Here is a 14,342-nt window from a genome sequence, read left to right on the forward strand (position 1 = left end):
GTGCGCTTTTGCTTTCTTTTGTGAAAACGGTTGTGTTAAAATTGAGATGGATTACTATTTAATTGGTCAGGTGGGGTGTCATATTGCGTTTATATCCTAAAAAGGGATTCAAGCTTGTCACCATTGTAAGCACTATCATCGTTTTCTCAATCCTACTCACGATGATTATTTCTGTTTACTCCGCTTATCTGGTCAGTAAACAAGCGCTTGTTGATAATTATCTGGAAAGCAATTACCAGCATGCTAGTGAACTGGCTAATGCTGCGGGTAATGTGTTAGATACAATGCAAGAAAGTGTCGATGGACTCGCTACAATATGGCAACGTGGAAGTAAAATCGATCAAGATTTGTTAGAAGATTTGTATTCTAATAACAAAAATTACTTTAATTCGATTGTCATTGTAAATAAGAAGTTAGTTGTAGATAATACGGTACCTGCTACATCAGGTGTCACAGCAGGGCAACAATTAAGTGGACCTATCAACAATATGTTGTTAGAGATACGTATTCCTCATATCACTGAGCCTTTTCGAAGTAAAGATGGTAGATGGATTGTATTAGTAACCAGTCCCTTATTTGATAAGCAAGAACGTTATTATGGGTATATTGCCGGAACGATTTATTTGCAAAAATCAAATGTATTACAAGGTATTTTAGAACATGATTATTCTTCGGATGGTTCGTATATCTATGCTGTTGGGCCTAAAGGGAATATTATTTTCCATCCGGATATCAACTTAGTCGGAGTAAGCAAAGCTTCGGATGAAGCAGTGTGGAAAGTCATGGCGGGTCTAGCCGGCAAAATTGAATTTACCGATCAACAAGATCAGACCTTCTATACTGGCTATGCTTATAATATGAAAACTAGCTGGGGTGTGATTGTACAAACGCCTGCATCGGTGATTGATGTTCCTTTGCGTGAATTATTGCAGAAGAGTATTCTGTTATCTTTGCCTTTATTGCTGATTACGTTAGCGGCAGGTTGGATTATTACGTATTTGGCTGTTCGACCGTTGCACGTATTGGCTGAATATTCGAACCGGATGGTCAATGATTGGCGTAGTGAAGCTTTACCACCGATGAAATCGGGAACGTATGAAGTGAAAGTCCTGTATCAAAGTATTCGATTTACTACACGTCAATTACAGAAGTACATTATGAAACTAAAAAATGAAACGGCTCTGGATGGTCTAACAGGGCTTGCAAACCGTCGTAACTTTGATTCGACACTTGAAGCATGGTGTATTGGGGATGAACCTTTTGCCATGGTCATGTTAGATATTGACCGTTTCAAGCGAGTGAATGATACGTATGGTCATCTTACCGGAGATCGAGTGATGCAATTTTTAGCGGTCATTATGCGTAACGTGTCACGTGAAGGAGACGTTTGTTTTCGATACGGTGGGGAAGAATTCGGTATTTTACTACGTGGATGTAATGTGACTCGTGCTTATATTGTAGCAGAACGATTGCGTGAATTGCTTCAAGGAACGGTGAGTCCTTCAGGTGAAATAATTACGGTGTCTAGTGGAGTGGTAGCTTTCCCTGAACATGGCCGAACTCCAGATGATCTGATTAGTCATGCGGATGAAGCAATGTATACGTCTAAGCGTGAAGGTAGAAATCGAACAACGATTTATTACAACCAACCGATAGAAGTTGCTGAAGAAGTAGAAAAAGAACCGACTCCTGAAGAAATCAATATATAACCAAAGCTTGTTCACGTGAGATCGTGAACAGGCTTTTTTTGTTATGTATGCTTTTCTTTCATTTGAACGATAAGTATGAGCCTTCATTTTAGAGACATTAAACGATCCGATTGATATGTTCTATATCTGTATTAATCTTATCTATAAGCGAATTCATTGACCTTATCCCAGATTAGGTCTACATTTATGTGACAATACCAATTAAGTAGATAGGAATTAAAGACATTAGAAAAAAAGAGGGAGGATCTAGAGGATGAGTGAACTTGCTATAGCTTTATCTTTGCCGGATACGCTTGAATCGGACGTGATTCGTATTCGCCGCGAATTGCATGCTTATCCTGAAGTTCTTTTCGATGTTGATCATACGACTACACTGATTGTTGGACTATTACGCAAATGGGGATTGGACGTACAACATGGCGTGGGTAAGCATTTTGGCAAAGGAATAGTAGGTATCCTGCATGGCGCAGAACCAGGCGAGACTATTCTATTACGTGCAGACATCGATGCTTTACCGATTCAAGAAGAACATGATTATCCGTACCGATCTCAACGTGAAGGTTATATGCATGCTTGTGGTCATGATGCTCATACAGCAATGTTGCTTGGTGCGGCTAAAGTATTAAGTCAACATCGAGAACAGATTCGTGGAACGATCAAGTTTGTTTTTCAACCGGCTGAAGAAGGGGCACTGCTTTCACCTATTGATGGACGATGGATTAGTGGCGGACGAGATATGATCGAAGATGGTATTTTGCAAGGAGTGTCGCAATCTTTCGCAATGCATGTCTGGCCTGATCTTCCTTTAGGGAGTATTGGGATACATGAAGAGACGGCAATGGCGGCATCTTGTCACTTCTCAGTTCATTTTCAAGGGACTTCAGGTCATCATAGTGCTCCTCATTTATCGTCAGACGCTATTATTATGGCGGCACGGTTTGTGAATGATATGCAGATTTTTATGACAACAGGTATTAATCCTAGCGAAGCGAAAGTGCTATCTTTTGGAACACTACATGCAGGCACTGTCAAAAATGTGATTGCAGGCGAAAGTGAAGTGACGGGAACGTTTCGTGCTTTTCGAACAGAAACGGTAGAGCGGATCACACGGGCAATTGTTGATTATGCCCATAGTATTGCTTGCCTGCATGGAGGAAAAGCAACCATAACTCAGCGCACAGGTACGGTACTGAATAATGAATCTTCAGCCGTACAAACAGCTAGGAAAGCGGCAGAACCTATTTTTGGCAAGGAAAATGTACTGACGTTAGAGCAACCGTTTCTTGCCGGTGAAGACTTTGCCCTATACACTCAGCATCGTCCGGGGGTATTTGCTTTTATTGGTTGCCGTTCACCAGAAGCGACAACAGCGTATCCTTTACATCATCCCAAGTTCGATATCGATGAACAGGTTCTTCTTTTAGGAACCAAAATGCATATTCAGTTTGCTTTAGATGCACTGACTTGATCACAACAATGACTTACAGGCTATAGATCAATTCTATTAAAGATAAAGGGTGGATGATCATGACTCAAAAGACATTGAAATTAGGAGCTATTATTCAAGGTGTAGGCGGTAACATGTCAGCTTGGAGACATCCAGAAGCGATTGCTGATGCGAGTATTAACTTCGATTATTATCGTCAACAAGCGTTAAAAGCAGAATCGGGCAAGTTTGACTTTTTATTTATCGCAGACGGTCTGTATATCAATGAAAAATCAATTCCTCATTTTCTGAATCGCTTTGAACCGATCACCTTATTATCTGCTCTAGCAGCGATTACTTCACGTATTGGTTTAGTCGGTACATTATCCACATCGTATAGCGAACCTTTTACAGTAGCTAGACAGTTCTCAAGCATCGATCATATCAGTGGTGGGCGAGCAGGCTGGAATGTAGTTACTTCGCCACTTGAAGGTTCAGCGCGCAATTATAGTAAGCCTGAACATCCTTCTCATCCTGAACGGTATAAGATCGCCGATGAGTATTTACAAGTAACCAAAGGGTTATGGGATTCATGGGAAGAGGATGCTTTTGTACGGGATAAAGAATCAGGAGTATTTTTTGATCCTGATAAACTGCATACCCTTCATCATCAAGGTGAACATTTCTCAGTACAAGGGCCCCTCAATATTGGACGATCCCGTCAAGGACAGCCTGTTATTTTCCAAGCAGGTTCTTCTGAAGATGGTAAAAATTTGGCAGCTAAAGAAGCTGATGCGGTATTTACTCGTCATGATAGTCTGGAAAAAACAGTTGATTTCTACCGTGATCTCAAAGGGCGGCTCGCACAATATGGGCGTACAGCAGATGAATTACTCATTTTACCGGGAATCAGTGTCATTCTGGGTCAGACAGATGAAGAAGCAGAACGCAAATATTGGCAGGTGGCGAAATTAGTCACGATTGAAAATGCGATAGATTATCTGGGTCGTTATTTTGAACATCACGATTTCAGTCAATATGCTTTAGACGAACCTTTTCCCGAGTTAGGTGAATTGGGTGAAAATAGTTTCCGTAGTACAACAGACAGCATCAAGCGTAATGCTCGTCAACATCAGCTAACACTACGAGAAGTTGCATTACAAGCGGCAACACCTAGACCTACCTTTATCGGAACTCCAGAGCATGTGGCAGATCAGTTGCAACAGTGGTTTGAAGCAGGAGCGGCAGACGGATTTATTGTCGGCGGAGGTACCCCGCAAGGATTAGCTGAATTTATTGATCAAGTCGTTCCTATTTTGCAAGCCCGAGGTCTTTATCGTACCGAATATGAAGCAGATACGCTGCGAGGTAATCTAGGGCTGAATATTCCAGCTAATCGTTATACTCCACATACCTCTCCGATTACACGGTGAAAGGAATCACTTATGGCACATACTAAAAAACAATATTTACCTGCATTGTTAGGATGGACTGCAAGTATTCTATTGATAGCTCTATCATTGGTATTATCCGGTTGCGGAGGCGTAGCAGCAGAGAAAAGTAGTGCTCAAGGCCATGCTACAGCTAATGAAGGAAATTTAACATATGCGCTAGCTACTTCACCCGATACACTTGATCCTCATCGTAGTGGTCTAGCGGTATCGGTGAGGGTGATGCGTACATTGTACGATAGTCTTGTGTTGCAGACTGCTGATGGTTCGATTAAGCCGTGGCTTGCAGAGTCTTGGACAACTTCCAAAGATGGCAAAAGCTATACATTCAAATTACGCAAAGATGTGAAGTTTCATGATGGCACTCCTTTTAATGCAGAAGCAGTCAAATTCAACTTTGATCGTGTGATCGATCCAGCGACCAAATCCGCCAATGCACTAGCACTTATTCGTCCTTATGAATCGTCTAAAGTGATTAATGAATATACCGTGCAAGTGAATCTATCGACACCTTCCGAAGCTTTTCTAGGCAATATTAGTCAAGCCATGCTAGGAATCGTGTCTCCAACAGCAGCGAAAAAAGAAGGCGAACAATTTGGTAAGCATCCTGTCGGTTCAGGTCCTTATCAATATGTTGATTGGAAAGACAATACTTTCATTCAAGTAAACCAAAATCCGGATTACAAATGGGCTCCTGAAACCGTGAAAAATACAGGCACACCTTATATCAATGGCATTACATTCTCAATCATTCCTGAAGAAGCCACACGGATCGGTAGTGTACAAAGTAAGCAGGTACTTGCTGCTGAGACAGTACCTCCACAAAATATATTGGCACTCAAAAACAGCCCTGATCTTCAATTATTACAAGCCAACACACTCGGCTTACCGTATACCTTATTTATCAATGAACGTCATGCTCCGTGGGATGATGTCAAAGCAAGACAAGCTCTACAATCTGCGATTGATGTAAATGCGATCGTCAAAACGTTATATCTAGGTACGTATGAACGCGCATGGTCTTCATTGACTCCAGGCATTCTAGGTTACGATGAGTCATTGGAAAATAAAATCCAACCTGATCTAGCTCGCGCTAACCTTCTGCTAGATGAACTGGGATGGGTGAAAGGGCAAGATGGTATCCGTGTCAAAGACGGCAAGCGTCTCACGCTCAAATATGTAGACGGTTCTCCTAACCGAGAAAAGCGCAATGATATTGCGGCGATGATCCAACAGCAATTAAAGCCTGTCGGTATCGAGGTGCAAGTCAATATTACTAAAGATATTGCGACAGTAGTCTATCAAAATGGAGAGTACGATCTGTACGGTAATAGTCAGGTGAACTCTGATCCTAATGCATTGTCGGCGTTCTATCATACTGCTGATCCGTCAGCCCGTCCGACATTACCCGGTTTATCTGATCCGCAAGTCGATCAATGGCTAGAACAAGGAGCTATTGAAAAAGATAAAGACAAACGTGCTCAAATCTATCGCAAGGTACAACAACGTATTAGCGAACTGTCTGTGATTATTCCTGTTTACATTTTCCCGTATACGATAGCAGCATCGAAGACTGTACAAGGCATTACATTTGATTATCTAGGTTATCCGATATTTAACGATGTACGTATCGGAGGATAAGGAGGGATCTATGGTACAGACGATCATAACACGCACGATCTCATCGTTACTGGTTATTGTAGGATCATTAACATTGGTATTTGCGATCTTTTACTTGCTACCCGGTGATCCTGTACTATCGATGATTGATCCCACATATGCCACACCTGAAATGATCGAAAACCTACGGGTACAGTTAGGATTAGATCAGCCATTTTATATTCAATTCGGTCATTATCTCGCAGATATGTTACATGGTGATTTTGGCGTATCGATGGTGAATTCTGATCCTGTATTACCCAAAATCTTAGCGAATTTTCCGTCTACATTGATTTTGACTTTATCCAGTACATGTATAGCTGTGATCATTGGTGTAGTGCTTGGTATATTATCGGCTGTTCATCGTAACGGTTGGATTGATATTGTAGCACGAACCGTCGGCTTATTCGGAATTTCGATGCCTACATTCTGGTCAGGCATTTTGCTGATTTTGATCTTTTCTATTCAATTGGGCTGGTTCCCGGCAATGGGTTCGGAAGGGATATCGACACTGGTACTGCCTGCGATTACGCTCGGGATTGTTGGAGCAGGCTTTGTGATTCGAATGGTGCGTAATAGTATGTTGGAAGTGCTTAGTGAACCTTTTATCACCACTTTACGGGCAAAAGGAATATCACGTCATGTGATTATGTATAAGCATGCTCTACGTAATGCACTGATTCCTGTGGTGACAGTCGTCGGTATGCAGATTGGAGAAATGCTAGCCGGAACGGTAGTGATCGAGACGGTCTTTTCCAGACAAGGTATTGGACGGATTCTAGCAGATGCGATTATGGCACGTGATATTCCAGTGGTACAAGGAGTTGTCTTTTTTACAGCTATTCTATACGTAGTTATTAATCTACTGGTAGATATCTCATATACGTATATTGATCCTCGTATCCGTCGTTCGAGTACTTCGAGATAAAAGGGAGGGTATCTATGAAGCAGGCAACACCAACATTAACAACAGACTGGCAAAATGAATCGTCTTCCACGGTACGATCGAAAAAGTTATCATGGCAAGCAACAACGACCCGTTATATGTGGTATATCGCACTAGCTCTTATTGCATTTATTGTACTCTGTGCGCTTGTGCCCCAGTGGATTGCTCCATATTCACCTGTAGACATGGTAGCTGATCGTATTTTACAAGCCCCTAATGCTATCAATTGGCTAGGTACTGATTATTTTGGAAGAGATATATTCAGTCTGGTAGTCTATGGCGCTCGGGATTCGTTGTTAATCGGATTTAGCTCGGTCGTTATAGGTGTACTTGTAGGCGTATTGCTAGGCACAGTGGCAGGCTACATTGGGGGCATACTGGATACGATCGTAATGCGCTTTATAGATATTTTAATGACTATTCCCGGTGTGTTGTTAGCCTTAGCGATTGCGGCTGCACTGGGTCCGGGATTGCTGAATATTATTATTGCGATCTCTGTCTCGGCGATTCCCGGTTATGCGCGTGTGATGCGTGGTCAGATGGTGAGTTTGCGTAGTCGAGGGTATGTAGAAGCTTCTCGCTCTCTAGGAGCTTCTGGACTGCGTATCGTCTGGAAGCATATTCTTCCTAATGCAGTCTCACCGATTCTAGTGATGGGAACGCTAGGTCTAGGTACAGCGATTCTCACAGGCGCAGGGCTTAGCTTTCTAGGCTTGGGTGTGATCCATGAGATTCCCGATTGGGGTGCACTGTTATCTCAAGGTAGAGGCTATCTAACTGTAGCATGGTGGATTTGTACTTTCCCCGGACTAGCTATTACTGTATTTGTTCTGGCGATCAATATTATAGGAGATGATCTCAGAGATCGGTTAGACCCCCAAAGTTCTTATCTATAATTGTAGATAATTTTGAGTCTATACCATGTGAAAAAAGTAGAGCGTATACGCTACAACAAAGTCCGTCATAGGATGAGGTTGTGATGTATACGTTCTTTGGCGTGAAAAAAGATTGTTTCTTTCTTGACTGTATAGGGGAATAATGACAAGATTTATTCCATATCGACTAGAACATAAAGAGGGGGAAGGCTATGGAGTACTTTATCGCTGTACTTGTTTTACTTTTAATGATTGGTATTTCTAATATTTTGAATCGACTGGTTCCTTTGGTGCCAGTACCTTTATTCCAAATTGCACTCGGGATCATTGTCTCGATCGTAGGCGTAGAGTTACCCCTTGATCCTGAATTATTCCTTGTGCTATTTATTGCGCCATTATTGTATAACGATGGACGGCGTACACCTAGAGATGAGTTATGGAATCTGCGAGTCCCTATTATAACGCTAGCCTTTGGGCTTGTATTTGCTACGGTATTGATTGCAGGTTATGCCATTCATAGTCTAATTCCAAGTATTCCATTACCCGCAGCGTTTGCTCTAGCGGCTATATTATCGCCTACCGATGCAGTCGCTGTAGGTTCGCTCGCAAAGCGTGTCCATTTACCACAATCCATTCATCGGTTACTCGAAGGAGAATCTTTGCTCAATGATGCTTCCGGTCTGGTAGCTTTTAAATTTGCTGTAGCAGCTACAGTCACCGGTGCTTTTTCGTGGTGGGAAGCTTCTTTTAGCTTTGTGCTTGTGGCTTTGGGCGGATTGGCTCTTGGCGCATTGATGTCTTTTATCCTTATTCGTTGTCAGGTGTGGTTACGACGTTGGGGAATGGAAGATATTACGGTGCATGTATTGTGGCAAATTCTCACTCCATTTGTCATCTACTTACTCGCCGAAGAAATTGGCGTATCTGGTATTTTAGCTGTTGTTGCCGGGGGTATTGTTCATGCGATGGAGCGTGATCGTGCCGAATCCGTACAACTTAAAATGCAATTAGTGTCTACCAGTACATGGTCTGTGCTTGTATTTGTACTAAATGGTCTGGTATTTATGATTCTTGGTGTACAGATTCCAGAAGTCATGGGAACTATATTCCAAAATGTCAATTTCGACAACGGAAGAGTACTGGGTTATGTCGTACTTATTACATTACTTTTGTATGTGCTACGGTTTATCTGGATTTATGCATTTTGGAGTGTACGCTATTTGTTACAAGCGCCTTCCGAATCCAATCGACCTAGCCTTAGAGGGATATTATTAACTTCTTTATCTGGAGTTCGTGGTGCCTTAACCTTAGCAGCTGCGTTTTCTATTCCATATGTATTAAATGATGGAAGTGCATTTCCAGAACGGGAATTGATCTTATTTATTGCAGCAGGAGTTATTCTACTGAGTCTGATCTTAGCGAGTATTTTCTTGCCATTATTATCTTCTGATCCAGAACCTGTAGTGACGCTTGCTGATAAAAAGAAAAAATCAGAAAAAGATATTCGACTCAAAATTTTAGAAGCGGCTGTACAATCGGTTCATTCTAATATGAACGATTCCAATCGTGATGCCGCTCGTAATCTTATCGCTGAAGTGAAAGGCTATATGTCCAAAAGCGATGTGTTCCAAAAGCGGATCATGGAGATTAACGGTATGGGACCACAGGAAATGGAGATTTACCTGCACGGTATTCAAGCTGAACGTACAGAAGTCAGACGGTTACGTAATCGTGGGGAGATCACCGCAGAGATTGCGATGACTTTCGAATATCGACTAGACCGTCTGGAAACGGTTCTTCGAGATCGATCAGATACGGGTATAGCCGAATGTCTGGACAAGTGGAAAGGGATGATTCCACTGAACAATGCAGAACAGCATGAAACGTTAGAGCCGAATGATGAAGCAGCACGAACACATATGTTGAAAAAGTTAAAACTGCATACATCGATTGCGGCTATTGAAGCGATTCAGCAACAGATGACTCCAGATAACAGAACAGCTTCGACCAAAATTATAGCCCGTTATGAAAAAGTGATTCATGCGATTCAGTACCAGACAGGGCAATCACTACCTGATATTACGCTAGATAAAGGAAAACTAGATCTAATTACGACAGCGATCCAAAATCAACGTGATAAAGTACAAGAACTGTATGAAAGTGGAGAAATTGACCGTCAACACGCTCGTAAAATGAGACATTTTGTTCAAGATTTAGAAAAGTGGATACTGATGGAAAATTAAAAGTATGTCAAATTTAAGACGAAATTATATTTTTACAAAAAATGGTTATCAAATTCGGTTATGTTGAACCGGTGTTGGGTAAGTTATAAGTAGGAAGTAGTCGATATATTATCTTCTACGTTAAAGAAGATTTATCCAAATGAAGCGTTTATCTTGAAGCATGATGGTAGTACACATCGTATTATGCTTTGGGATAAACGATCTCTTCATTTGAAATAGAGAGAACAAGAATGATACATATTCTTCTGTGGTCTATACTGTGCTTTTTTTGTGCACAGTTAAAAATAGATCGTTCTTTCTTGATCTATATCGATAGCATTTTTTCCTGATACTCACTAACTATAATTCTACTGGAGGTAACATCATGAAAAAATCAACGACATTTAAAAAACCTATTTTTGCATTAGCTACGTTTGCAATCAGTGCTTCTTTACTTCTACCCGGTGCAGCTTCAGCAGCAGCTGAGACTTCAAATAATGTAAATGGCAGTTATAGTCTGGGTACGAATGGTTATCTAGCGAATACAGGTTGGTCGGGCATGAATAATTCAAATAGTACGATGACTGGTGAAAATCAAGATTCTACGCAGTCGATCTTCTATGATACCAATTCATCTTTCGGTTATAACTGGGCATATGCAGCAGACATGACAGGTACACAATCTTCTCCAGCAATCTCTTACGGTTGGAACTGGACACCAGGTTATGAGAATGCAGGTAACTTCCCTGTCCAAATCTATAAAGACAACGAGAACAGACGCAGTAATAGTAGTAGCTCTAGCTCTCGTCAAAGCCAAATGAAAGATATCAATACTTCAGTGAGCTATTCGACTGAAGAAGCAACAGGTGATTATAGCACAGGATATACGGTATTTATCCATAATACGCAGTGGGCAGGAGCAGAGTCTCAACCTTCTGATATTGTAAAATTAGTCACTTCTACTTCACAGAATGCTTCAACTGTAGTCGAGAATAAAAATGATTCTACTTCAACAACAAACCAAGATATGAAAACGACCACAGCAACATGGGGCGAATCTCTAGGCACAGTGAGTCTAGATGGCGCTAATTGGGATGTGTATCGTAAAGGTATGAATAGTGATATGGAAGGTCAATCTAACTTCAATAGTATGAATGGAAATGTATATACTTTTGTAAGAACAGAGAATGCAGATAGCGTAAACTTGAACATCTCTACCTTTATCAAAAACTTGTTAGATCGTAACGAATTGAACTCCTTTGATTATGTAAGTGGCGTGAAATTCGGTACAGATGTGATGAGTGGTAGCGGTAAATTGAATGTGACAAACTGGTCGATTACAGCTCAATAAGATCATTTTCGAACTAAAATAGTACTGAAATTCATATCATTTCTGAATAAAATCAAAGTGTTTCTTTTGCCTACGGGTAAGAGAAGCACTTTTTTTGCATTTTGACAGTGAAAAAATTACATGGAATTATATGGTAATTAGGAAATGGTAAAGGTGGCTTACTTAAACAGCGTATAAATGAATTCCGCGTAAACTAACATATGTGTCATTGTGATATATAAAAAAACAGATGAAAACGTTAACATTTTTGAATATTATAAACAAATTAAATCCATAATTACCAATTTACACCATTAAAAACTTTCAGTATAATCAGCCCTGAGGAGGTGATTCAGAAGGGGAACAAGCAAACGTAAGCCAAAAAGATAACGCTTACTTTTCGAATGGATACACATGATCCACCCAAATTACTTAAGAAAGAAAGGTGAATTTTTTGAAATCCAAAAAAAGTATCTGGCAAACATTGAAGTACACGATGGCCGTTTCACTATTAACTGGAAGTCTTTTGCCTGTACTTTCTACTCCAGCAGCTTATGCTGAAGCCCATGTCGATAATCCGTTTGTTGGCGCGACTGCGTATGTGAATCCTGATTATGCCAAAGAAGTTAATGCCTCAATTGCGAAAGTAAGTGATGCTTCACTCAAAGCAAAAATGGAAACCATAAAGTCCTATCCTACATCCGTCTGGTTAGATCGGATTGACGCGATAGGCGGTGGTGCGAACAATGCAGGTCGTCTTAGCTTGGAAGCTCATTTGGATGCAGCGTTAGCCCAGAAAAAAGGAAATACCCCGATTACAGCAAGCTTTGTAATTTATGATCTTCCTGGACGGGATTGTCATGCTTTAGCTTCTAATGGCGAACTACCTTTAACACCGGCAGGGTTAGAACGATACAAAACAGAATATATTGATGTGATTGCCGATATTTTCGCTAATCCTAAATATCAAGATATTCGTATTGTAAACGTAATCGAACCGGATAGCTTACCTAATCTGGTGACGAACTTGAGTGATGCACGTTGTGCTCAAGCTAGTTCAACTGGAATCTATGAAGCGGGCGTAAAATACGCTTTAAACAAACTTCATGCAATCCCAAATGTATACAATTACCTTGATATCGGTCACTCCGGTTGGTTGGGATGGGATAACAACCGTACAGCAACGGTCTCTTTGTATACTAAAGTGGTGCAATCTACAACAGCAGGTCTTGCGAGTGTAGATGGGTTTGTAACTAACACAGCGAATACAACACCGCTGAATGAACCTAATCTTCCTAATCCTGATCTAAATGTCGGTGGACAACCGATCAAATCGTCCAAATTCTACGAATGGAATCCTTACTTTGACGAAACTGATTTTACAGGCGCATTGTATAAGGATTTTGTCAGTGCAGGCTGGCCAAGTGGTATTGGATTCTTGATTGATACAGGCCGTAACGGATGGGGTGGACCTAACCGTCCAGTTGCCGCTATTGGAAATGATATCAATACCTATGTGAACTCTGGACGCGTAGACCGCCGCGATCACCGTGGTAACTGGTGTAATGCTAGTGGAGCAGGTATTGGTGTAGCTCCAACATCAGCTCCAGGTGCTCACTTGGATGCGTATGTATGGGTTAAACCTCCAGGTGAATCCGATGGTTCTAGCTCACTGATTCCGAACAATGAAGGCAAAGGCTTTGACCGTATGTGTGATCCTACATTTACAACAGCCGATGGCGTATTAACCGGTGCATTGCCTAACGCACCTATCTCTGGTGCTTGGTTCCATGATCAATTCGTGATGTTAATCAACAATTCTTATCCAGCTGTAGGCGGTTCTACAACACCTACAACTCCAGTTCCAGTAACGGTTCCTACTGCACCAACAGGTCTTAAAGCAACTGCTGAAGATGGTCAAGTCAAATTGAACTGGTCATCGGTAACAGGAGCTACTAGCTATACGGTGAAAAGAGGAACGAGTGCCACAGGAGCTTTAACTACTGTTGGTGCTAATATTACAACCACATTGTACACAGACAAAGCAGTTACAAATGGAACAACGTATTATTATGCTATTACTGCAAATAACACAGCAGGTTCAAGTGTAAATTCGTCTGTGGTGAGTGCTAAGCCACAAGCGACTACAACTACACCGCCAACACCAACAGACCCACCGACACCAACAGATCCAACACCAGCAGGTGATCTTGTGGTTCAGTATCGTGCGGGAGATACCAATGTTAATGATAGCCAGATCAAACCTTATTTTAATATCAAAAACAATGGTACAGCGGCTGTGAATCTTAGCGATCTCAAATTGCGTTATTATTTCTCTAAAGAAGGATCAGCAGATATGACTGCTTGGGTCGATTGGGCGCAAGTAGGTCAAAGCAATGTAACAACTACCTTTACACCTAATTACGTAGAAGTAGGTTTTACTGCTGGCGCTGGAGCACTTCAACCTAGTGCACAGACAGGCGATATTCAACTACGTATGGCCAAAAATGATTGGTCTCCACTAGATGAAAGCAACGATTATTCTTTTGACGCAACCAAGACTTCATATGCAGATTGGAACAAAGTAACATTGTACAAAGGCAATACATTAACATGGGGTGTAGCGCAATAATAAATAAGCATGATGCGTATATGACCATCTGCTAACTATGCTCAATAGCAAAAGACCTTGTCCTTTTAGGGATAAGGTCTTTTGTATAATTA

9 protein-coding genes are annotated in these 14,342 nt (G+C 41.2%); all 9 read left to right on the top strand.

Translation table 11 applies throughout. The features are described from left to right. The first annotated feature begins 161 nt into the window (after positions 1-161). The 9 genes from RCP16_RS07145 (at position 162) to RCP16_RS07185 (ending at position 14,250) form a co-directional block, all read left to right on the top strand. Positions 162-1,709 (top strand): sensor domain-containing diguanylate cyclase, encoded by a 1,548-nt coding sequence (locus RCP16_RS07145; RefSeq protein ID WP_137221853.1) that lies wholly within the window; start codon positions 162-164, stop codon positions 1,707-1,709. A 253-nt stretch (positions 1,710-1,962) separates the two neighbouring features. After that, entirely contained in the window at positions 1,963-3,177 is a 1,215-nt protein-coding gene (locus tag RCP16_RS07150; RefSeq protein WP_308642002.1) for a M20 metallopeptidase family protein, read from the top strand. 59 nt (positions 3,178-3,236) lie between these two features. Continuing rightward, positions 3,237-4,568 (top strand): LLM class flavin-dependent oxidoreductase, encoded by a 1,332-nt coding sequence (locus RCP16_RS07155; RefSeq protein ID WP_371748202.1) that lies wholly within the window; start codon positions 3,237-3,239, stop codon positions 4,566-4,568. Positions 4,569-4,580: 12 nt separating this feature from the next. After that, positions 4,581-6,227 carry an ABC transporter substrate-binding protein gene (locus RCP16_RS07160; protein WP_308642003.1) on the top strand — a complete coding sequence of 549 codons (1,647 nt, stop codon included), beginning with the start codon at positions 4,581-4,583 and terminating at the stop codon, positions 6,225-6,227. A gap of 10 nt (positions 6,228-6,237) precedes the next feature. Next, positions 6,238-7,173: an ABC transporter permease gene (locus RCP16_RS07165; protein ID WP_308642004.1), complete on the top strand. Its 936-nt coding sequence runs from the start codon at positions 6,238-6,240 to the stop codon at positions 7,171-7,173. A 14-nt stretch (positions 7,174-7,187) separates the two neighbouring features. Next, the gene (locus RCP16_RS07170) at positions 7,188-8,087 is read left to right on the top strand and encodes an ABC transporter permease (RefSeq protein WP_308642005.1); all 900 of its coding nucleotides are present in this window, start codon (positions 7,188-7,190) and stop codon (positions 8,085-8,087) included. 191 nt (positions 8,088-8,278) lie between these two features. Next, positions 8,279-10,309, top strand: coding sequence for a Na+/H+ antiporter (locus RCP16_RS07175; RefSeq protein WP_308642006.1), 2,031 nt, complete (start codon positions 8,279-8,281; stop codon positions 10,307-10,309). 364 nt (positions 10,310-10,673) lie between these two features. Beyond that, entirely contained in the window at positions 10,674-11,639 is a 966-nt protein-coding gene (locus tag RCP16_RS07180) for a glycoside hydrolase family 12 protein (protein WP_308642007.1), read from the top strand. A gap of 475 nt (positions 11,640-12,114) precedes the next feature. Then, positions 12,115-14,250, top strand: a complete 2,136-nt coding sequence (locus tag RCP16_RS07185) for a glycoside hydrolase family 6 protein (protein ID WP_308642459.1) — start codon at positions 12,115-12,117, stop codon at positions 14,248-14,250. Positions 14,251-14,342 lie beyond the last annotated feature (92 nt).

The organism is Paenibacillus nuruki, from assembly GCF_963311185.1.
GTDB lineage: Bacteria > Bacillota > Bacilli > Paenibacillales > Paenibacillaceae > Saccharibacillus > Saccharibacillus nuruki.

Bases quoted from the DNA above. Each gene is read 5' to 3' on its own strand.
- RCP16_RS07170 (WP_308642005.1), top strand. From the start codon at position 7,188: ATGAAGCAGGCAACACCAACATTAACAACAGACTGGCAAAATGAATCG.
- RCP16_RS07155 (WP_371748202.1), top strand. From the start codon at position 3,237: ATGACTCAAAAGACATTGAAATTAGGAGCTATTATTCAAGGTGTAGGC.
- RCP16_RS07150 (WP_308642002.1), top strand. From the start codon at position 1,963: ATGAGTGAACTTGCTATAGCTTTATCTTTGCCGGATACGCTTGAATCG.
- RCP16_RS07160 (WP_308642003.1), top strand. From the start codon at position 4,581: ATGGCACATACTAAAAAACAATATTTACCTGCATTGTTAGGATGGACT.
- RCP16_RS07185 (WP_308642459.1), top strand. From the start codon at position 12,115: ATGGCCGTTTCACTATTAACTGGAAGTCTTTTGCCTGTACTTTCTACT.
- RCP16_RS07175 (WP_308642006.1), top strand. From the start codon at position 8,279: ATGGAGTACTTTATCGCTGTACTTGTTTTACTTTTAATGATTGGTATT.
- RCP16_RS07145 (WP_137221853.1), top strand. From the start codon at position 162: ATGATTATTTCTGTTTACTCCGCTTATCTGGTCAGTAAACAAGCGCTT.
- RCP16_RS07180 (WP_308642007.1), top strand. From the start codon at position 10,674: ATGAAAAAATCAACGACATTTAAAAAACCTATTTTTGCATTAGCTACG.
- RCP16_RS07165 (WP_308642004.1), top strand. From the start codon at position 6,238: ATGGTACAGACGATCATAACACGCACGATCTCATCGTTACTGGTTATT.